The 18,114-nt window shown below is 70.7% G+C and carries 19 protein-coding genes; 4 read left to right on the forward strand and 15 right to left on the reverse strand.

Translation table 11 applies throughout. The annotated features are described in order from the left end of the window. Positions 1-48: 48 nt before the first annotated feature. Positions 49-534 carry an SRPBCC family protein gene (locus tag IPV09_RS08615; RefSeq protein WP_207474832.1) on the reverse strand — a complete coding sequence of 162 codons (486 nt, stop codon included), beginning with the start codon at positions 532-534 and terminating at the stop codon, positions 49-51. A 252-nt stretch (positions 535-786) separates the two neighbouring features. Between IPV09_RS08615 and IPV09_RS08620 the strand changes: the two genes are divergently transcribed. From IPV09_RS08620 to IPV09_RS08630, 3 genes are read left to right on the forward strand one after another with little or no spacing between them, the layout of a single operon-like run. After that, entirely contained in the window at positions 787-1,200 is a 414-nt protein-coding gene (locus IPV09_RS08620; protein WP_207474833.1) for a cation transporter, read from the forward strand. A gap of 59 nt (positions 1,201-1,259) precedes the next feature. Beyond that, positions 1,260-1,418, forward strand: a complete 159-nt coding sequence (locus IPV09_RS08625) for a hypothetical protein (protein WP_207474834.1) — start codon at positions 1,260-1,262, stop codon at positions 1,416-1,418. A gap of 51 nt (positions 1,419-1,469) precedes the next feature. Further along, positions 1,470-3,404: a DUF2339 domain-containing protein gene (locus IPV09_RS08630; protein ID WP_207474835.1), complete on the forward strand. Its 1,935-nt coding sequence runs from the start codon at positions 1,470-1,472 to the stop codon at positions 3,402-3,404. Positions 3,405-3,424: 20 nt separating this feature from the next. On the opposite strand, the gene IPV09_RS14400 is transcribed toward IPV09_RS08630, so the two are convergent. Beyond that, positions 3,425-3,547, reverse strand: coding sequence for a hypothetical protein (locus IPV09_RS14400; RefSeq protein ID WP_255521321.1), 123 nt, complete (start codon positions 3,545-3,547; stop codon positions 3,425-3,427). Between the two features lie 359 nt (positions 3,548-3,906). Next, positions 3,907-4,605, reverse strand: a complete 699-nt coding sequence (locus IPV09_RS08635; protein WP_207474836.1) for a hypothetical protein — start codon at positions 4,603-4,605, stop codon at positions 3,907-3,909. Positions 4,606-4,935: 330 nt separating this feature from the next. Here IPV09_RS08635 and IPV09_RS08640 point away from each other — a divergent pair, with 330 nt between their 5' ends. Next, complete coding sequence (locus tag IPV09_RS08640) at positions 4,936-6,168, forward strand: MFS transporter (protein ID WP_207474837.1); 1,233 nt, start codon at positions 4,936-4,938, stop codon at positions 6,166-6,168. 131 nt (positions 6,169-6,299) lie between these two features. On the opposite strand, the gene IPV09_RS08645 is transcribed toward IPV09_RS08640, so the two are convergent. From IPV09_RS08645 to IPV09_RS08700, 12 genes are all read right to left on the reverse strand, one after another. Further along, the gene (locus IPV09_RS08645; RefSeq protein ID WP_207474838.1) at positions 6,300-8,420 is read right to left on the reverse strand and encodes a multicopper oxidase family protein; all 2,121 of its coding nucleotides are present in this window, start codon (positions 8,418-8,420) and stop codon (positions 6,300-6,302) included. 279 nt (positions 8,421-8,699) lie between these two features. Continuing rightward, entirely contained in the window at positions 8,700-9,479 is a 780-nt protein-coding gene (locus IPV09_RS08650; RefSeq protein ID WP_207474839.1) for a hypothetical protein, read from the reverse strand. 105 nt (positions 9,480-9,584) lie between these two features. Further along, positions 9,585-10,061, reverse strand: a complete 477-nt coding sequence (locus IPV09_RS08655) for a hypothetical protein (protein WP_207474840.1) — start codon at positions 10,059-10,061, stop codon at positions 9,585-9,587. An 11-nt stretch (positions 10,062-10,072) separates the two neighbouring features. Further along, a complete protein-coding gene (locus IPV09_RS08660) occupies positions 10,073-10,921 on the reverse strand; it encodes a hypothetical protein (RefSeq protein ID WP_207474841.1) in 849 nt (282 codons plus the stop codon). An 18-nt stretch (positions 10,922-10,939) separates the two neighbouring features. Beyond that, positions 10,940-11,773 carry an META domain-containing protein gene (locus IPV09_RS08665; RefSeq protein WP_207474842.1) on the reverse strand — a complete coding sequence of 278 codons (834 nt, stop codon included), beginning with the start codon at positions 11,771-11,773 and terminating at the stop codon, positions 10,940-10,942. Further along, complete coding sequence (locus IPV09_RS08670) at positions 11,770-12,306, reverse strand: hypothetical protein (protein ID WP_207474843.1); 537 nt, start codon at positions 12,304-12,306, stop codon at positions 11,770-11,772. The genes IPV09_RS08665 and IPV09_RS08670 overlap by 4 nt, the downstream gene beginning before the upstream one ends. Beyond that, positions 12,299-14,872 carry a baseplate J/gp47 family protein gene (locus IPV09_RS08675; RefSeq protein ID WP_207474844.1) on the reverse strand — a complete coding sequence of 858 codons (2,574 nt, stop codon included), beginning with the start codon at positions 14,870-14,872 and terminating at the stop codon, positions 12,299-12,301. Before IPV09_RS08675 ends, IPV09_RS08670 begins: the two co-directional genes overlap by 8 nt. Beyond that, entirely contained in the window at positions 14,869-15,300 is a 432-nt protein-coding gene (locus IPV09_RS08680; RefSeq protein ID WP_207474845.1) for a GPW/gp25 family protein, read from the reverse strand. Before IPV09_RS08680 ends, IPV09_RS08675 begins: the two co-directional genes overlap by 4 nt. Then, the gene (locus IPV09_RS08685; protein ID WP_207474846.1) at positions 15,297-15,629 is read right to left on the reverse strand and encodes a hypothetical protein; all 333 of its coding nucleotides are present in this window, start codon (positions 15,627-15,629) and stop codon (positions 15,297-15,299) included. Before IPV09_RS08685 ends, IPV09_RS08680 begins: the two co-directional genes overlap by 4 nt. Then, positions 15,626-17,167 (reverse strand): phage baseplate assembly protein V, encoded by a 1,542-nt coding sequence (locus IPV09_RS14480; RefSeq protein ID WP_207474847.1) that lies wholly within the window; start codon positions 17,165-17,167, stop codon positions 15,626-15,628. Before IPV09_RS14480 ends, IPV09_RS08685 begins: the two co-directional genes overlap by 4 nt. Next, entirely contained in the window at positions 17,164-17,910 is a 747-nt protein-coding gene (locus IPV09_RS08695; protein WP_207474848.1) for a hypothetical protein, read from the reverse strand. The genes IPV09_RS14480 and IPV09_RS08695 overlap by 4 nt, the downstream gene beginning before the upstream one ends. 1 nt (position 17,911) lies before the next feature. Continuing rightward, positions 17,912-18,055 (reverse strand): hypothetical protein, encoded by a 144-nt coding sequence (locus IPV09_RS08700; protein ID WP_207474849.1) that lies wholly within the window; start codon positions 18,053-18,055, stop codon positions 17,912-17,914. Positions 18,056-18,114 lie beyond the last annotated feature (59 nt).

Genomic DNA, 18,114 nt, shown 5'->3' on the forward strand with positions numbered 1-18,114 from the left:
CTCGATCAAGCCGTCGGGGGTGAGGATCACGTCCACCTGCTGTCTCGGTTATGGCGTGGTGGCGACGGGTTCTGCGGAGAGCAGTTGGGACAGCACTCTTCGGTATCCCACCCGGATGATGCGGACGGCCGGGGCCTGCGTGAATCGAGGCAGCCACGGCAACTGGACTGCTTGATCCCACCGGACGTGGCTGCCGGTGGGCGTCGGGGTGATGGTCAGCCGAATGGTGCCCCTGATGACCCGGCCGTGCTTGCTGATGACCGCGCTGGCCGCCGAATGGTCGTCCCGGCGCAGGGTGATCTGCTCCACCCGCATCACGTCGTTGAACCCGACCGGGCCGATGGCCGTGCGCGCGACGAACTCCTTACCGGGCCTGAGTTGGTCGGCAGCGATTGTCGGCGTCAGACGGGTGAACGGGATGATCCGATCGTGCTGGCGCAGGTCAAGGATGCGACGGAGTGCGTCTTCAGGGGCGAGCGGCGTATCGAAGGTGACGGTGAATGAGCCCTGTGCACTGTCCGCCGAAGAGGTCATGCCGAAACGCTACCTCTCGACGAACAGCTGCGGCAGTTGCGTGCTGTTGCCGCGCTTCAACCCGTGCAGGTGCACCGAACTGCCGCAGCCCCGCCAGGCGGCCGAGCTCACCCGACCCGGACACCACCAGCCACGTCACGACGCCACGACGCGCCGCTATGAACCCGCTCACCTCCCCCGCACCACAGACCTCACCGCCTCCCACGCCCGGTAGGCAGCAACCGACCGACTTCCATCTGTGAAGATCGTCCTGTGACCACCCACGAGGACACCCAACCCGTCGAACCCCAGCAGCTCCGGCGAACCGTGCTCATCGTGGCGCTGCTCAACTTCGCCTACTTCTTCGTCGAGTTCTCAGTCGCACTCACCGCTGGGTCGGTGTCACTGCTCGCCGACAGCGTCGACTTCCTCGAGGACACCGCCATCAACCTGTTGATCCTCGTCGCGCTGGGCTGGTCGCTGGCCCGCCGCGCGACACTGGGCAAGCTGATGACCCTGGTCCTGCTGACACCGGCCATCCTCGCCGGCTGGAAGGCCATCGAGGGCTTCGCCAACCCCATCCCCCACTGGTCACTCCCCTCGTCCTGGCCTCCCTCGGCGCCATCGCGGTCAATGGCGTCAGCGCGGTACTGCTGTCGCGCGTCCGCCACCACCGCGGATCGCTGAGCGCAGCAGCCTTCCTGTCGGCCCGCAACGATGTGCTGGTCGATGTGGCCATCATCGCCATGGGCTTTCTCACGGCGGCGACGCGCTCGGGATGGCCGGACCTGGTGCTGGGCGTCGGCATCATCCTGCTCGGGCTCCATGCCGCGCGGGAGGTGTGGGAGGCCAGCGAGGACGAACGCCTCGCCGCCCGTGCCCTGGCCGGCGAGCAGATCGACTAACCCACGGTGGCTCCTCCCACCATCTGGCCCCGGCCCGGCCATGATGGAGCCATGAGTGCATCACCGCTCGACGAAATCCGCCGGCTCAAGGCCGAACTGGCCAGCGCCAAGCGGACAATCGACCGAGTCGGGCAGGGCCTCAACCAACTCGAGAGCGACCTGTCCGGACGCCCAGCCACCCCAGCACCCGCTCCGGCAGCGCCGCTCCATCCGGTCACACCGCCGATGGCGCGGCCCCCGATGCCGACCCATCCCTACCCCACGGCACCGGGACACCTGCCGCCATCCCTCCCCAGGGGACCGGGACAACCAGCCCCGAGACACTCGCCGCCACCGTTCCCGCCCCCGCCGCCCAGCGCACTGGTCGCGTGGTGGCAGCGCGAGTCCACGATCACCCGCGTCCTCGGCATCGCTGGCGCCCTGGTCACGTTGACCGGCCTCACCCTGCTGCTGGTGCTGGCCGTCCAACAGAACTGGTTCACCCCGACCCTGCGAGTGACTCTGGGGACGGTCCTGTCGGTGGCCCTGGTCATCGGCGCCTGGGTCATCCACGAACGCGGCCCGACCGGACGGACCAACAACGGCGCCCTGGCCCTGGCGGCCACCGGACACGCGGGCCTGTACCTGGTGGTGCTGGCCATCACCCGGCTCTACCAATGGGTGCCGCTGCCGGCCGGCCTGGCACTCGCCGGGCTGGTCGCGGCCGTGGGCATCTTCGCCTCCCTGCGCTGGCAGAGCCAATGGATGGCGATCATCCAGGTCGTCTCGATCGGGCTGCTGGCCCTGCCGCTGACCGACTCACCGGCGTGGGCCGGTGCCTTCGTGGTGCTCGTCACGGTGGGCCTGGCGCCGCTGCACGTCCGGGACTGGAAACTGCTCGGAGTGGTCAGCATCCTCACCGCCACGGTCGTCCAGCTCAACGCCAGCGCGTCGAACCTCGGCCGTCCCACCGACGACGTGTGGCTGGTGACCGTGGTTTCGGCGCTGCTGCTGGCCACCGGACTCGGAGTCGCCACGGCCGAGGCTCACCAGCGCCAGGCGTCCCGCGCCGGAGTATTCATGGCGATCTGCGCGGGACTGCCCTACCTGGTCATCAGCAGTGCCCACGACCACGGCACCAACGAGGCCCTGCTCGGCGCCGTCATCGTGGTCGGCTTCATCCTGTTCGTCGTCGTGCCCCGTGACCGTGCCCGGTCGGACGCCTTCGGCTGGGCGGTGATGGTCCTCGCCACGGTGGCCCTGCTGCGTCTGGTGATGGCCCTGCCGGTGCCGGACGGCTACCGCGCCCCCGCACTGCTCGGTGCCGCACTTCTGGTCACCGCCCTCGCCGGTGTGCTGGGCGCAGAACCCGTCGCCGGCTCGGCGGCCGTGATCTCGGCGGTGGCACTGCTGGCGACGGTGCCCATGATCGAGTTGTCACTGTCGCGGCGCCAACTGCAGTACGAACCGTGGTTGCCGCTGTTGCTCACCGGCCTCCTGGCAGCGCTGTGGGCGGCGGTCGCCCTGTGGACGGTCCGCCGCCTCGCCCGGACCAACTCGGCGACCCGCCCCAGTCTGGTCGCGGCCGTCGTGGTGGGCCTGTTGGGCATGATGATGACCGCCGTCGCCCTCGGGGTCGGCGTCGGGCGACAGATCGACGACCCCACCGTCGGGTTCGTCTCGGGCCACGCCATCGCCACCATCATCTGGATGCTCGCCGCAGCGTTCTTGCTCATGCGTGGTTTGCGCCGCACCGAAAACGCCGACCTGGGCATCAAGCTGGCCCTCGGACTGGCCGGTGTCGCGGTCGCCAAGCTGTTCCTCTACGACCTGTCCGCACTTAATGGCATCTGGCGAGGTGCCGCCTTCCTGGTCGTCGGTTTGCTGCTGCTCGGCCTGGGCATCGGGTACGCCAAGGCGCTGGAACGGGCAAAGACACGCCAAGGGGCCGTCCCCGCGCGCACCACCTCGGGTGAGCTCCGGGACGCGGGCAGACCCGGTCGCTGAGCGGCGCCGCCGGGGCGTGCCTAGACGAGGTCGCGCCCGTCGTCGCGCCCCTGCCTGAACCAGGTGATCGAGCCCTCCCAACCGACCCGCTCCGCGAGCACCGTGGCGGACATCTCTGGGGTGTCGGCCAACAACGCCCTCATCCGCGCGGCTCGAACCTTGCAGAACGACGACTCCGTCGACCTCGGCTCATACCGGGGCGGCTCCCCCGAACGGACCGCTCTCAACACCGTGGCCCGCGATCCCCCAACGCTCCGCGATCCGGGCCTTCGGCACCCCCTCGGCAACCAACCTGCGGATCAACGCCTGGTCCTCCAAAGTGATCAGTGTCCAATCGTCGAGTGTCCACTTTTCACCGCCGAAAGTGACCAGTTTTCAAGCGTCGTCGACAGACGCAAACATGGCCAGGCGGCGACTGCACTCCCACGAGGCGGCCGTGGGGTCCTCACGTGACACGATCAGGTGATAGCAGCCCACGATCTAGGGGAACCAGATCCGTCGCTCACTGACCGCCCCCACGACCACTGATCCCGGACGACGCGAGCCGCTCCCCGGGTCGGGCAGCCAGCCGTCCTGCGAGCACCGTCACTGACGTGAGGACCAGGTAGCCGCACCAGTGGAGGACGCCCAGTAGTTTGGCGCCTTCCTCCCAGGCCTGGTGAGCCGGGATGTCTACGCGCTTCTCCAGGAAGTCGAAGACCGTCATGATGGCGAGGTATGCCACCCCGATCGCCAACAGTGGCCACGGGGTCCGCGGGATCTGCTGCTTGAAAATCCAGAGGAAGGCCAGCGCCACCAGCCCCACGAGCGCGGTGGCAATCTCCTCTGGAACGCCGAGGTACTCCGGGAGCAACGTGTCGTGCAGCATGAAGAGGTCGTCGACAAGCAGCACGAACGTCACCAGACCTCCGCCGACGAGCAGTCGCGGCACCTCCCGGGGCCCATTAGTCAGTGTCATCACTCCGGTGAAGAACGCGACGGCAAAGGCGCTCGACCAAGCAATGATGCCCATGTTGGACAACAAGCCTTCGTAGGGTCGTGCGCCCGGGATGGCCGCGACGTCCGCGGTCCACCGGTAGAGGTCGCTCATGCCGAATGCGGAAGCGACGAGAATGAACCCGATCGCGATCGCCGCGATCCCGTGGATGCACAGTATCCACCGGGCCATGACCCGCCTCTGCGCCGGTGCAAGAGTCTCCATGCGATGACGCTAGTGGTTGGCCGTTCCGCTTGTATAGAGCTGACCCCGGGCCACAGGTCTTCAACGACCAGCGTTCTTCGGGCTCCTTTCAATCGCTGGTCGAAGATCCACGGATGCACCGCTACCGCCACCGGTCGGCGAAGCCGGTCGGGGTGAATCGTCGCTCGTACGTCAGTCTGCAATCCCCCGAGAGCTGCGCGAACTGCGGACGCGCTGCGACTGAGCCCGATTGACCCCTTTCAGCGCTGCAGCACCCCCGAGGCTGACCGACCCACCCCTGAGTCCCGGACGAGGCCGTCACCGTCGTCCGACTGGGCCTAGGGTTTGGGCGTGAACCACGCCGTCAACTCCCGCCTCAGCTGGCTGGTCTACCTGGCGGCGCTGCTCGCCTACATCTCCGCGATCTGGCAGCGCTCCTCGTTCGGGGTCGCGGGATTCGCCGCCACCGAGCGCTTCGGGGTGCTGGCCACCGTGCTGAGCATGTTCGTGGTGGTGCAGTTGTTGACCTACGCGGTGATGCAGGTTCCCGCGGGGCTGCTCGCCGACCGGTTCGGATCACGGCTGACCATTGGCACCGGGGCGTTGATCATGGCGCTGGGACAACTGTCGCTGGCCTACTCCTCGTCGCTGGTGCCGGCGATCGTGGCCCGCGTCCTGATCGGCACCGGCGACGCCATGACGTTCACCAGCGTGATCAAGCTGCTGCCGTTCTGGTTCTCGGCGGTGCGGGTGCCGATGCTGGTGCAGCTGACCAGCATGTTCGGCCAGGCCGGACAGTTGTTGTCGACGATCCCCTTCGCGGCCCTGTTGCGCAGCCGGGGCTGGACGCCGGCGTTCACGCTGCTGGCCATGGTCTCGCTGGGGGCCATGGTGCTGGCCTGGGGATTCGTCCGCAACCGACCGGACGGACGCCGGGTGCACACCTCCTCGGACGCGGAGTTCAGCTTCATCGACACCGCCCGGCAGGTGTGGCGCACCCCAGCCACCCGGTTGGGCTTCTTCCTGCACGCGGTGGCCGGCTTCCCGGGGCTGGTCTTCGCCATGATGTGGGGATACCCCTACCTGGAGGGCGGGGTGGGACTGTCGGCCACCGCCATCTCGGGGCTGTTCACGCTGTTGGTCGTGAGCGGGCTGGTCTTCGGACCACTGATCGGGTGGCTGGCACCACGCCATCCGACGCGACTGTCGTCCATCTCGTTGACGGTGGCTGCCGCCAATGTGGTGGCGCTGGGGCTGGTGCTCAGCTTCGAGCGTCCGCCGGCCTGGGTGCTGGTGACCTGGATCGTGGCCATGTCGGCCAATGCCGCGGGCTCCAACATTGGCATCGAGGTGGCCCGCACCCGCAACGCACCCAGCCGGATGGGGACCGCGGCCGGGGTGGTCATCATGGGCGCGTTCCTGTTCGGGGTGACCGGGATGGCCCTGTTCGGGCTGGCGCTGGACTTGGCCGGAGGCTACTCACCGCGCAACTTCCGGCTGGCGTGGGCGACCCAGTTCGTCCTGTTCGCCGCCGGCTTCGTCGGGGTGTGGGTGGCGAGGTCGCGGGTGCGCCGACTGGGTTGACCGGACCGCTCCTCCGAGGTGCTGCGCCCCGGCCGGACCCAGCAGAACGCCCCAGGATCGCCAGAACTGCCGCAAAGGGGCGTCCCGTTCCGGTCCTGGGGCTTTTTGCTGGGGACACCCGGGCCCTCAACTCACGGTTGCCCCGCCTGCGCCGGGCCCACGCGGAAGGGACGCATCATCTCGTTGTCCTCGTGCTCCACGATGTGGCAGTGCCACACGTACTGACCGGCACTGGTGAACCGGACCTTGATCCGGGTGACCTGCCCCGGGTAGGCCACCACCGTGTCCTTCGCCCCCGCCTCCCACGGCTCGGGCAGCAGTGGCGTCGAACCGGGTGCCAGTTGGACTGTCATCGCTTCCTCGTCGACGAGGATCGTCTGGCGGTTGACCACCTCGAACTTCGTCTCGTGCACGTGGATCGGGTGGGCGTCCGCGGTGGCGTTGTGGAACTCCCAGATCTCGGGGGTGCCGGGGGTCGGGTTCTCGGTGATGGGCTCATGCCACATGCGTGGGGTGAACGCTGCGGGTCCGGCGTCCGGGTCCCCGTCAACGGTGCCCAGCAGTGCCGCAACGGGGGCGTCATCGAAGTGCATGGACATCATCTCGGCCAGGACCAGACGCCGGGTCACGGACGCGGCCGGCAACGGCGTCCTGGTTGGCAGGACGAGGTTCGCCGGCGGGGTTGACGGGTCCGCCGCCGTGGCCGGCACCACCCGGAACTGCATTACCTGACCGGTCGTGGCCGGATCAGCCAGGTCGAAGTCCACATCGGGCTCCCCGCCGCCGAAGGGCTCGTCCGGGCCGATATTGCCCAGCACGTAACTGCCTGCTGCGACATGCGTGAAGTCGACGATCAGATCGGCACGCTCGGCGGGCGCCATCAGCAGCCGGTTCCGGTGGGCGGTGCTCAGGTTGACCGGCGTCCCGTCGAGGAAGCCGCCCTCGTTGCCGATCTGCCACACCTCCACCCCCGGGATGGCACTGAAGTCAAGCACGAGGAAGCGTGACTGGCAGCCGTTCAGCATCCGGAACCGGTAACGCCCCTGCTGCACAACCTGGAACGGCCAAGTGGTGCCGTTGACCATGATCGTGTTGCCGAAGAACTCAGGGTTCCAGTGCGGCGACACGTCGGTCTCGGGCAGGTACGGCCCGATGATCTCGTCGAAGAAGGCACGGGTATCGGGGTAGAAGAGCGATCCGTCCTCGTTGAAGGACCGGTCCTGGATGGCGATGGGGATCTCGTAGTAGGTCTTGTTCGACGGGAACGTGTCGCCCTCCCGGGGTGCCGGTCCTGGCAGGACGGCTGCCGAGCCGGACACGGCGTCCAGCACCGCGTCGCCCGGGCCGCCGCGGAGGAGGTAGAAGCCTGCCGGACCGGCGTAGACATTGAGCCGGGTCATGCCGAGGGTGTGGTCGTGGTACCAGTTCGCGCAGGCCCGGTCGGTGTTCGGGTACTGCGAGACGGCGTAGCCGGGTCCCCAGGTCACCCCGAACCTGGCTGACGCCTTGGCGGCGAAGAAGTCATACCAGGTGCCCTCGGTGGCGTGGCCGACGGGAATGTCGCGGGCCGCGGGCAGGAACCACGCCTCGGGGTATCCGTCGCTCTCGTCACCCACGGCCACCGCGCCATGGACGTGGGTGACCATCGGCACCGGCCCGGTGTAGGGACCCGGGGTGGCACTGAAACTGGGGCGGGTGTCGCGGCCGGTCGTCCCGCCGGGTGGGTTGGCCCAGTGCAGGGTGGGGTCCACCGCCAGCAGGTGGGGCAGATAGTTCCCGGCCTCGTCGCGCAGGTCATTGATCCATTTCACCCGTACCGGCCGGTCGACCCGGGCCTCGATGGTGAGCGATGGCGCATGGTGCAGCAGCAGCCCCTTCTTCGAGGACGCGGCGACCGCGCCATAGCCCCACACCGTCGTCGACGCCATCCCTGCCGGCAGGATCTGCTGACGGAACTGCCGCATGGAGATCTCGTAGTAGTCAGCGTTCTTGCCACCCCGCAGGACGACCGTGCCCGCGCGCGGCATGACCGGCGGAATCAGCATCGGGGTGACGAAGCGTGGCACCCTTCCCGGGTCCAGGGTGCCCCCGGGGATGGCCGCCGACGCATCTCTGGGAACCTCCATCGCCACGGCCCTGGCACCCATGAACCCGGTGAACCACAAGCCCACGCCCGCGCCGGAGGCCCGGATGACGGTGCGTCTCGACACCGGCGGCGTGTCGAAGGTGAACGACATCTGGTGCGCGTCCATGAGTGCCCCTTCGTTGGGACTCCGCGGGAGGCAGCCCTCCCTGAGCACACTGTACGACTCCGTGCAGGGCCAAGGAAGGGCCGGGTTTGCGGGTCCGGCGGGGCGATGGGCCACGATTACCCGGCCTGCATCGATTTACCCGGCGTGCACCGCGGGTAGATTCGCGCAACCCGGGTAGATCGGTCCAACCCGGGTGGATGACGCCAACCCGGCTGGACGGGCCAACCCCGGCATGTGTGTACCAAGCGGGTGGACCCGTGCAGCGCCGACACCCATCCCTCACTGGCGCCTCGACGCCGAGACCCGCGCGGCATTCACCACCGCTGGCACCGAGGAGACCAGCGTCACCACCGTCCCGATCAGGGCCACCACCGCCACCACCAGCGCCCACAACTGGTCGCCGATGCTGACCACCACGAACGGCAGGAACCCGTGCACCACGCCCAGCAACACCTGCAGCACGAAGGACACCCCCACATGGGTCATCAACGGAACCACCCTCAGGAACCGCTGCTGGGCGAGCACCAGACACCCCAGGAACACCAGCTTCAGGAACAGCAACAGCCCCAGCACCACGGCCGACTGGCCCCGTGGGAAGTAGCCCCACACCGCCAGGTAGGCGATCGTCCCGAACGGGGCCGCCAGGAACAACCCGATCATCACCATCAGCAGCACGAACGCGGCCAGCGCCATCACGAACGTCATGATCAGCCACAGGAACGAGAAGACCAGGGTGATGATGCCCTGCACCCGACCATAGGCACGCTGGCTGACCAGCACGCTGGCGCCCAGCATCACCACCGAGAACAGCAGGAACCCGTCGACCAGCACCAGGTAACGGATCCCGTTGCCGCGGGGCACCTCGGTGGTCACGTCGCTGAGCATGTCGGGCTCGACCCCGGGCACCCCGGCGGCGGCTGCCCCGATCGAACCCGCGGCGCCACCGCCCAGCGTCGGCCCCGAGCCCAGTTCGACCAGGACGACCAGCAGCATCGCCAGACAGGCCAGGAACAGGAACGGACGGCGCACCTCCCCCAGCATCGCCCCCGCCGCGCTCATGGTCCGGGGTCCCCGAGCAGCACCTCAAGCAGCATCGCCCCCGCCGCGCTCATGGTCCGGGGTCCCCGAGCAGCAGCACCTCACCCAGCATCGCCCCCGCCCCGCTCATGGTCCCGAGTCCCCGAGCAGCACCGCCGTGCAGCCGCCAACCATCACGCAGCCCAGCGTCAACGGCCCCCCGTCACGGGTGAAGACCAGCCGGACGTCCTCCCCCGGGTCAAGCGTGGTTGACATCGTCCGACCTTGAATCCGCACCGCGACGATGACCACACCGCCGGTCACCCGCAGCTTCGCGCGGCGCACCGCGTCCGACCAGGGCAGGCCGCCCTGCACCGGGGTGACCTCGAAGGCACAGCCACCGTTGAGGTTGAGGCTCGACCCCGACACCGAACACGCCCCCGAGACCAGCACCAGGGCATCGGGCTCCAACTGCCCACCCCGAGGCGCACCGAACCACGACGGGTTGGTCTCGGCCGCGGGACGGCGACCGGCACCGACGACCCCGGCTGCGAACAGGACGAGCACCAGCAGCGCCAGTCCGAGCAGGACGATCAGCGGTTTGCGGTCGATGGGTGCTGGCATGGCCGACTCGCTCAGGGAGTGGTGGTGGGCAGCGCCTTGGCGGTGAAGATGGTGGCCTTCACCGTCGCGACGATGGCGGTCGCCGCCCGGTTCTCGGCCGCCGTGCGCGCCCGGGTCTCACCGGTCACGCAGACATGGTCACCCTCGAAGGCGTCACGCCAGACCCAGCCGACCTTGCAGGTGTCGGGACCATAGGCCCCGCCCCCGGCGCGCCGGTCGACCTGCACCTCGGGTGAGTTGTCGATCACGACCTGGGCGGCGCTGACCTTGGTGACGCAGACGAGGTCGGTGGGCCGGGTCAACCGGGGCACCAGCGGCTCCCGGCACGGTGGCGCCGGGCTGCTCGGGGTCGGCGTCGGGCTCAGCGACACCGATGGGGACGGGCTGGCCACAGGTCCCCCGTCATCGGGTCGCAGCAGCCACCAGGCGACCAGTCCGACGATGATCACCAGGGCGGCGGCCGCCGCCCACGGCCACCACGGCTTCTTCACCGGCACCACCACCGGCGCCGACGGCACCACCACGTCGACCTGGCGGGCCTGGTCAGCATTCTCCTCGGGTGCCTGGTCGGCGGAATAGGCAATGAAGCGCACCGGGTAGCTGCCGCCCGACGGCACCGACGTCGGGGCGAAGGTGACCGCGAACTGTTCGGTGGCCCCAGCGGCGATGTCGCGCACCGGCCGCTCGATGGCGGTCCACCCGGCCGCGCCGGACCCGGCCGCAGCCCCCGTGGGGGCGAACGCGCCCAGCACCACCTTCGCCGGCACCGGCGAGCCGTTGGTGACCGAGGCGGTCACCGTGGCGCGACCGTCGGCCAGGGTGACCGTCGGCTGCGTCATGGTCAGCGTGATCGTGCTCATGGGAGTCCTCTCGGTGGGTCAGGATGCGACGAAGGTCAACGACCGACCGTCGGGGGCGGTCAGGGTCAAGGTGGCGGCCTGCTGGGCCACGGTGGTGACGGCGCCCAGGGTGTCCAGGACGCGCCTCTCCTGGTCCATCACGCCGGCACCAGTGCAGAAGACCAGCGTGCTGACGATCGACCCGACGGTGATGCTCGACCCCGCGACAACCACCGGCGCGCTGAACGAGTTGCAGGCCCGACCGTTGACGCGGCCGTCGGTGAACCTCAGCGTCACCTGCGTACCGGCCACCGGTACGGTGCCGTCCTCAAAAGCGGTCAATTGCCACCGGGTGTTGGTCAAGGGCACCGAAGGCGAGGTCGACGATGGTGCCGGGCTGGTCGAGGGGGTCGCCACGGGCGGGTCACCCCGCAGCACCAACCAGCCGACGACCGCCACGACCACCACCAGCGCCGCCGCCGCGGCCCACGGCCACCACGGTCTCTTCACGGGCGGCGCCACCACCGGGGCGGCGGGTACCAGCACGTCGACCTGCCGGGCCTGGTCGGCATACTCCTCGGGCGCCTGGTCGGCCGAGTAGGCGATGAACCGGACGGGATAGCTCCCCGCGGCGGTACCAGGCGGCGGTGCAAACACCACCGCGTACTGCTCGGTGGCCCCGGCGGCCAGGTCACGCAGCGGACGATCGATGCTGGTCCAGGCCACCGCCGAGGGGGCACCGCCGGACGGGGCGAAACCGCCCAGCACGACGCGGGCGGGGACCGCGGCACCGTTGGTGACCGAGGCCGTCAGCATCCCGCGGCCGTCGACGACGCTCACCTGCGCCACCGTCAGTGTCAGCGTGATGCTCATGATGCGGCCTCCCCGGGCCCGGCGCTTTGCGCCACGACCACCTCGGCGGTGACGTGGGCGGGTTTGATGGCCGCCACGATCCGCGCCACCGTCTCGCGCTGGTCGGCGGCCCCCGCCGGGACGAGCACCCGGACGTGGAACAGGCCGGCGTCCTGGACCGTGTAGCCGGTCTGCCGGGTGGCCAGTTCGAGGAATCGGACCAGCCCGGCCGCCGTCCCACGAGTGGCGGCCAGGTCGGCCGAGGCGCTGATCAGGTCACGCAGCGGGGCGCTGCCCAACGGCAGCGACGAGCGCGACCCGGCGCCGGCCGCCGGCAGGGTCAGCCAGCCGAGGTCGACCCACGCGGCGAGGTAGGCAACCATCGCTGGCGGGGCCCGGAACGGGTCGACGTGGGCGTCCAGGTCGTCGAGCACGTCGAAGACCGGTCGTTGCATGCCGTCGGCGGCGTCGACCAGCGCCGCGAGCGGACTGCCCGGCAGGCACGCCGAGGCGAACACCTCGGGCAGGCAGTTGCGCAGTGAGGTCCTAGCCATCGGTCCGCACCACCTCGACCTGGTGGTCACCCGAGCAGAACAGCCAGGACGCCGGGATGGTGACCACGTCGTCCACCACTCTGGCGGCGCACGTCCGCCAGGTCACGCCACCGTCGGTGGACCGGTGCACACCCCCGGCGCCGGCGGCCAGCAGGTAGGGCTGCCCGTCCTCGTCGATGATCCCCGAGACGGCAGTGACCGGCATGAACCGGCGCCGGTCCCGCAATGGCAGCCCGCAGTTGACGTTCGGCTGCTGCCAGACCAGTTCGCCGGCCCCGAGCTGCATGGACAGCACCCCGCCGCTCTGGCTGGCGGCATGGGCGCGGCCACCGACCACCCGGACGTCCCAGCAACTGCCGCCGGTCCACCCGGCGCCCAGCTCCTGCCAGCGGCTGGCCAGGGTGGGGGCGTCGACCCTGCCCAACTCGTCGATGGGCAGCCGGATGCAGCCGGTGCCGTCCCCCTCCGGCGCTGCCCGCGGCGCCCACAGGAAGACCGTCGCCCCCTCGTACTGCACCCGCAGCGCGCGGATCTCGTCGCCTGCTGCCCGCACCACCCGGAACGAGTCCGGTGCTCCGCCGGTCGCCGACAACCAGATGCCGCCTGCCGCCTCCGCCGCCAGCGCCACCCCCACCCGTCCGCGGACGTCGACGAAGGTGGCCATCGCCTGGAATCCGCGGTCGGGCTGTTGGGGGTCCACCACGTTCTGGACCGGCACCGACCCGGGCGCCAGCGGAATCTCGTAGAGGCCCTTTTCGCCGGCGGCCAGGATGGTGGGGACCCCGGCCCGGTCGAGCCAGGCCAGGTCGGCGATTCCGAAGCCCAACTCGGCCAGCTGCCGCCAGCTGCCGCCGAGGTCGGTGCTGACATGGATGCGACCCGAGGTCCCCGCGTCGGTCGCCACCGCGACGTGCCCGGGCAGGGCCCGGCCCACCTCCCCGCCGGCACCCGTCGCTGGCCAGGGCACGATCGCCCGCACCGTCTCCCCGTCGAAGGTGACGCACGCCTCCCAGCCGTCCCCGGCGTTGGTGGTCCGGAAGACGGTGCCGTGCTGGGCCACGAACCAGGTGCCCGGCTGTCCCTCGGCCTGGACGAGGTCGGACGCGTCGGCGTCCGGCACCTCGGCCAGTTCCAGGTGCACCCGTTCGACATACTGGACCCCCGGTTCGGCCTGCTCGAGGGCCCGGTACAGGTTCGAGACCCGCAGCGGACGGCCGAAGCCGGCACCGGTGTCGGCCCCGGGGTCGGGCAGCGGGGTAATGGTGCTGGCCAGCCGCGCCAGGATGCGCGCACGGACCGCCTCGGGGTTCTCGTCGGGTCGGACGACGACCCGGGCGTCCACCGTGACCGTCTTGTACCGGCCCCAGCCCACCACGGGCACCGCGCCAATGGCTGCCCGCTGGGCCAGGTAGTCCGCGACCTGGGCCCGTACCTGCTCGCGCTCGTTCGCGGCGAGCGCCTGCTGGGTGACCCTGCCGTCGGGGCGCTGGTCGGCGGGCACGTGAGGCACCAGCACCACCTCGACCTCGCCGGGCGCGGCGAACGCCCACGCCTCGCGCCGGGTGCAGGCGCTGGCCCGTTCGACGCCACCATGGCGGGTGGCCAGCACCTCGTAGTCGCGGGCGGTGACGGCCCGGTCACGGGCCTGGAAGTCCTGCGGGCCGCGGCGCAGGGCCGCGGCCAGGGGCTCGGCGTCGCGCCCCCCGGTGGCAGCCGTCGGGTTGGTGACCTTGACCCCCGGAAGCGGGTCACGCAGCACTGTCAACTGGCCGGCCGCCACATTGCCGCGGGACCCCCCGCCGGTGCGGTACCAGGCGCGCACCTGCATGCCGGGTTGCGGCACCACCGGCGGCTGCTGGTCGTCGGGTGGGAACCACGGAAACGACAGGATGCCGGCGCTGCGGTCGAGCACGAACACGCCCTGGCCGGGACGGGCATCGGCAAACACGCCTACCTCGCGGAAGCCGCGGAACGCGAGGCCGTCGACGACCACGGCCTGCCCGCTGGGCAGCGCCTCGACCGAGGGCACCTGCACCCCGACCCCGACACCCGGGTCGCCGACCACGGGCGCCTCCGGCAGGGTGAAGCTCTGGCCCGGTCCGCCGGTGCCGACCCCCAGCACCACCGCGTCGTGCAGCACCACGTCGGCGGCCTCGACCGTCACCGTGGTGGCGGCCTCGGTCATCACGGCGTCGGCCAGGGTCACGAACACCGGCAGCGGCACCCCGGGCGCCGAGGGCGGGCAGGTGACCCTGGTCCCGCGCGGGATCCGCAGCACCCCGTCGGGCTTGGCACGGGTGAATTCGAGGGTGACGGTCGCGGCCCCGGGCGGGCCGACGGTCGTCCCGATCAGGTTGAGGAAGGTGGCGTAGAGCCGATCGGGCACCCGGTTGAGCCGGTACAGCAGCACGTCGGTCAGGTAGGCGAACGCCTCGACAAGCACCACCCCCGGGTCGTGCACCGACAGGTCGGTCCACTCGGGGTCGACCTGGCGGATGCGGGCCAGCGCCTCGGCGACCAGGTCGCTGAAGTCGCGGTCGTCGAGGTTCGGGACGGGAATGCTCATGGCCGGGCCCCCGGTTCGAGGATCGGGACGGCGACGGCGATCTCGTCCTCGCCCTGGGTCGCCTTGATCTGGTAGCGCATCCGCACCTCCAGGACCGACGGGTCGTCCTGCGGCACGCCGGCCTCGATGCCGAGCACGGTGACCCGCTGCTCCCAGGTCTCGACGGCGCGGGAGACGTAGTGGATGGCCAGGCCGGCCGTGGTGTCATCGGCCGGTTCGAATGCCAACCGGAACAGGTGGCAGCCGTAGGACGCCCGGTTCACCCGCTCCCCCGGTCGGGTGCTCAGCAGCAGCAACAACGCCTGCCGCACCGAGGCGGCATCGGTGACGGTGGCCAGGCGTCCGCGCGGGTCCAGGCGCAGCCCGGGCAGGCCCCCATCGTCGAAACCGGCGACCACAAAGGCCGGGGCGCGGTAGCGGGCGCTCATCGGTCCGCCCCCACGAATCGTTGTCCGGGGTCGCGCACGGTGTACTTCGAGGGCGGCACCCCGTTGGTGAAGCCCTCGACCGAGTCCAGGCACAGCGACACCCCGCCAATGCGCACCCAGGTCGAGTAGCCGGTGGTGACGGCCCCGGTCCTGGTGCACTGTTTGGTGTTGGTGCTGATGTTGGGGCACATCGAGATGGAGCGGCCCTCGGGGTCGTTCGAGACCAGCACCGGGGCTCCGGCCACCCGCACCCAGGTCTGGGATGCGATGGTGGCGACCACCCCGTCGTGACCGCAGCGCAGCATCCCGGGCAGGACGAGCAGTCTCATGGCGCCTCCTCGAAGTCGACGGTGCGGGCCCGGATGCGCAGGGCGCGTCCGGGTGCCTCGATGAGCAGGTCGGTGGCCGCGGTGATTCGCACCAGGTCGGGTCCCAGCTCGACCCGGGACCCGGCCCCGTCGGTGAGCGACAAAGTGTGTTCGGGGCCGTCCAGGGTCAGCTGTTGGCCGTCGTGGGTGCGGATGGTCATCGACGCCCCCCGCTGTCCGCTCGGGACGGTGGGTGGCAGCAGCTGGCCGTAGAGGCCACCCAGGACGATCGCCTGGGCAGGGTCGCGACCCGGGAGCAGCACCAGCACGGTGTCGTCGACCTCGGGCAGGGCCACCAGCCCCTTGTCGGGCCCGGCGGCGGGCAGCAGCACCGGTGCCCAGCCGCTGAGCAGGTCACCGTGGGCGGGCAGACGGACCCGCACCCGCCCCCGGTCCTCGGGGTCGTCGGAGTCGTCGACGACGCCCAGGGTGACCTGGTCGGGGGGCCGCGGCGGTGGCGGTGGTGGCGGCTGGGTGCTCAGGGTCGTCTCGTAGCCGGCGATGGTGATGTCGTGGGTCGCCTCAGCGATGGCATAGACGCCCTCGAGGGAGGCCCGGACCCCTCGGACCTCGACCCGTCGCCCAGCCTGCAGCGCGGGATGACCCTGGGCGACCAGCACGGCGCTCACCTCACCCATCCGGCGCACGTCGAGTTCGGCCTGGGCCAGGTCGCCGGGCTCGCCCAGGTCGTCGGCGCGCAGCAGGGCACCGCCGCCGCCGACCCGGTCGGGATCGGGGTCGGCGCTGACGCCGGCAGCGGCCCGGGCGTCGCCGGCGGTCTCGTGGTCGGAGCTGGCGGCGACCGCGTCCCACCAACTGGTCTCGACGGTGCGGAAGGCGGGCTCCTGGCTCACCTCGATCTCGGCGGAGTGCAGGCTGGCGCCGTAGTCGACGCGGGTCGGGTCGCCGTCCCCGGACAGGGTGACCAGCCGCAGGGTGGCGTCGCGGACGACGGGGTAGACGCCGACCCGGGCGCACTGGGCCACCAGCAGGTCGAGGTCGGAGCGGGCGACCTGGTAGACGTCACCGAGTCGGACGTCGGGGGCGTCCACCGCCAGCCCGCACCCGGCGCTGAGGGTGGTGGCCAGCTCGGGCAGGGTGGCGGCGGGGTGCAGCCGGTGGAACTGGCGCTTGCGCAACCGGTGCAGGGCATCGTAGGCGCGGACGCGCACCTGGCGGCCGCTGTCGGCGCGCCAGCTGTACTCCACGACGGTCACCTCACCGGTGAACAGCGGCTCGCGATGGCCGCCGATCTCGACCCGCAGCGCGTCCCCGGTGGACGGGTCGACGCCGAGGCGCTCGTCGGTGGCCCAGGCGATCAGGCACTGCGCCGGTTGGGCCAGCGCCGAATGCACCCGGATGCTGACCACCCGCGCCACCTCACCGGTGCTCAGCCGCCGCCCGGCCAGGGTGATGATCAGCTCGGGAGGCCCCTGCACCTGCCGCATCGACTGGCCCTGTCGCATGGTCTGCTGACCCACGGTCGGCTGCTGGCTCATGGGGACTGCTCCCCGATGGGTGGCACCGCGAGCGGGCCGGTGAGGTGCAGCGGGTCGTCAATGTCGTTGTACTGCAGCAGGTCCTTCCACAACAGTTCGACCCCGAACGCGGCCCGCGACAGCAACCCGAGTTGGGCCGGTTCGATCGTCGCCGCCTGCACCGCCTGACCGGCCAGGGTGCTGCCGTCGCCGACCACGGCGAGGGTTCCCACCGGGGGCGCGGCCAGGTCGACCGGTGGCAGCCGTTGCTGCAACTCCCAGGCCTCGCCGCCCTCACGGTCGGCGGCGGTGCCGACCCGGACCAGGGTGAGGCGCAGCCAGGAGCGCAGCGGCGATCCGTCGGTGGCGAACCGGTCGAAGCGTTCGGCGACCTCGGTGACGATGCCGGGAATCGACCAGGCCGACCCCCACAACAGCATCACCAGCGGGGGACGGAACTGCCGCTCGACCTCGGCGGAGTTCTCGGCCAGAGCCCACACCGGCCGGGTCAGTTGTCGCACATCGGTGACCGTCAGGTGGGAGGGCGCCAGGTCGACGTCGAAGAGCAGGTCGAGCTTCAGCTCGGTGCGACCGCCGCCGGTGAACATCAGCGGGTCGTCGGCGAGCCCGGAACCGGTCAACCGACCGCCGGAGGAGCGGCGCGGTTCCACCCCGGCGGTCCGGGTCATCACCACCGTCTCGGGGTTGAGCAGACAGGTGATGTGCTGCCCGGTCTCTTCGATCAGAAAGGCGACGCGCTCCATGTCAGGTGGCCGCCTGTTCGGTGGCGAGCCTGGTCAGGCGACGCAGGGATGGCTCCAGCGGGTACTCCTGGGGTGCGGCGTCGAGGGGACGGGCCGGCAGCTCGGGCCATTGGCCGGTGGTCGCGGCCGCGGGTGCTGCCGCCACGTTCGGCGCGGCGCGGAAGGACGGTGGCAGGTCGGTGTCCGCGGGGCGTCACTGATGTC

The sequence above is a fragment of the Tessaracoccus sp. SD287 genome (genome assembly GCF_017355265.1).
In the GTDB taxonomy this organism is placed as follows: domain Bacteria; phylum Actinomycetota; class Actinomycetes; order Propionibacteriales; family Propionibacteriaceae; genus Aestuariimicrobium.

Coding starts and splice junctions, on each gene's coding strand:
- IPV09_RS08615 (WP_207474832.1), bottom strand. CDS start 534: ATGACCTCTTCGGCGGACAGTGCACAGGGCTCATTCACCGTCACCTTC.
- IPV09_RS08625 (WP_207474834.1), top strand. CDS start 1,260: ATGGGCTTTCTCACGGCGGCGACGCGCTCGGGATGGCCGGACCTGGTG.
- IPV09_RS08630 (WP_207474835.1), top strand. CDS start 1,470: ATGAGTGCATCACCGCTCGACGAAATCCGCCGGCTCAAGGCCGAACTG.
- IPV09_RS14400 (WP_255521321.1), bottom strand. CDS start 3,547: ATGAGGGCGTTGTTGGCCGACACCCCAGAGATGTCCGCCACGGTGCTC.
- IPV09_RS08635 (WP_207474836.1), bottom strand. CDS start 4,605: ATGGAGACTCTTGCACCGGCGCAGAGGCGGGTCATGGCCCGGTGGATA.
- IPV09_RS08645 (WP_207474838.1), bottom strand. CDS start 8,420: ATGGACGCGCACCAGATGTCGTTCACCTTCGACACGCCGCCGGTGTCG.
- IPV09_RS08650 (WP_207474839.1), bottom strand. CDS start 9,479: ATGAGCGCGGCGGGGGCGATGCTGGGGGAGGTGCGCCGTCCGTTCCTG.
- IPV09_RS08655 (WP_207474840.1), bottom strand. CDS start 10,061: ATGCCAGCACCCATCGACCGCAAACCGCTGATCGTCCTGCTCGGACTG.
- IPV09_RS08660 (WP_207474841.1), bottom strand. CDS start 10,921: ATGAGCACGATCACGCTGACCATGACGCAGCCGACGGTCACCCTGGCC.
- IPV09_RS08665 (WP_207474842.1), bottom strand. CDS start 11,773: ATGAGCATCACGCTGACACTGACGGTGGCGCAGGTGAGCGTCGTCGAC.
- IPV09_RS08670 (WP_207474843.1), bottom strand. CDS start 12,306: ATGGCTAGGACCTCACTGCGCAACTGCCTGCCCGAGGTGTTCGCCTCG.
- IPV09_RS08675 (WP_207474844.1), bottom strand. CDS start 14,872: ATGAGCATTCCCGTCCCGAACCTCGACGACCGCGACTTCAGCGACCTG.
- IPV09_RS08680 (WP_207474845.1), bottom strand. CDS start 15,300: ATGAGCGCCCGCTACCGCGCCCCGGCCTTTGTGGTCGCCGGTTTCGAC.
- IPV09_RS08685 (WP_207474846.1), bottom strand. CDS start 15,629: ATGAGACTGCTCGTCCTGCCCGGGATGCTGCGCTGCGGTCACGACGGG.
- IPV09_RS14480 (WP_207474847.1), bottom strand. CDS start 17,167: ATGAGCCAGCAGCCGACCGTGGGTCAGCAGACCATGCGACAGGGCCAG.
- IPV09_RS08695 (WP_207474848.1), bottom strand. CDS start 17,910: ATGGAGCGCGTCGCCTTTCTGATCGAAGAGACCGGGCAGCACATCACC.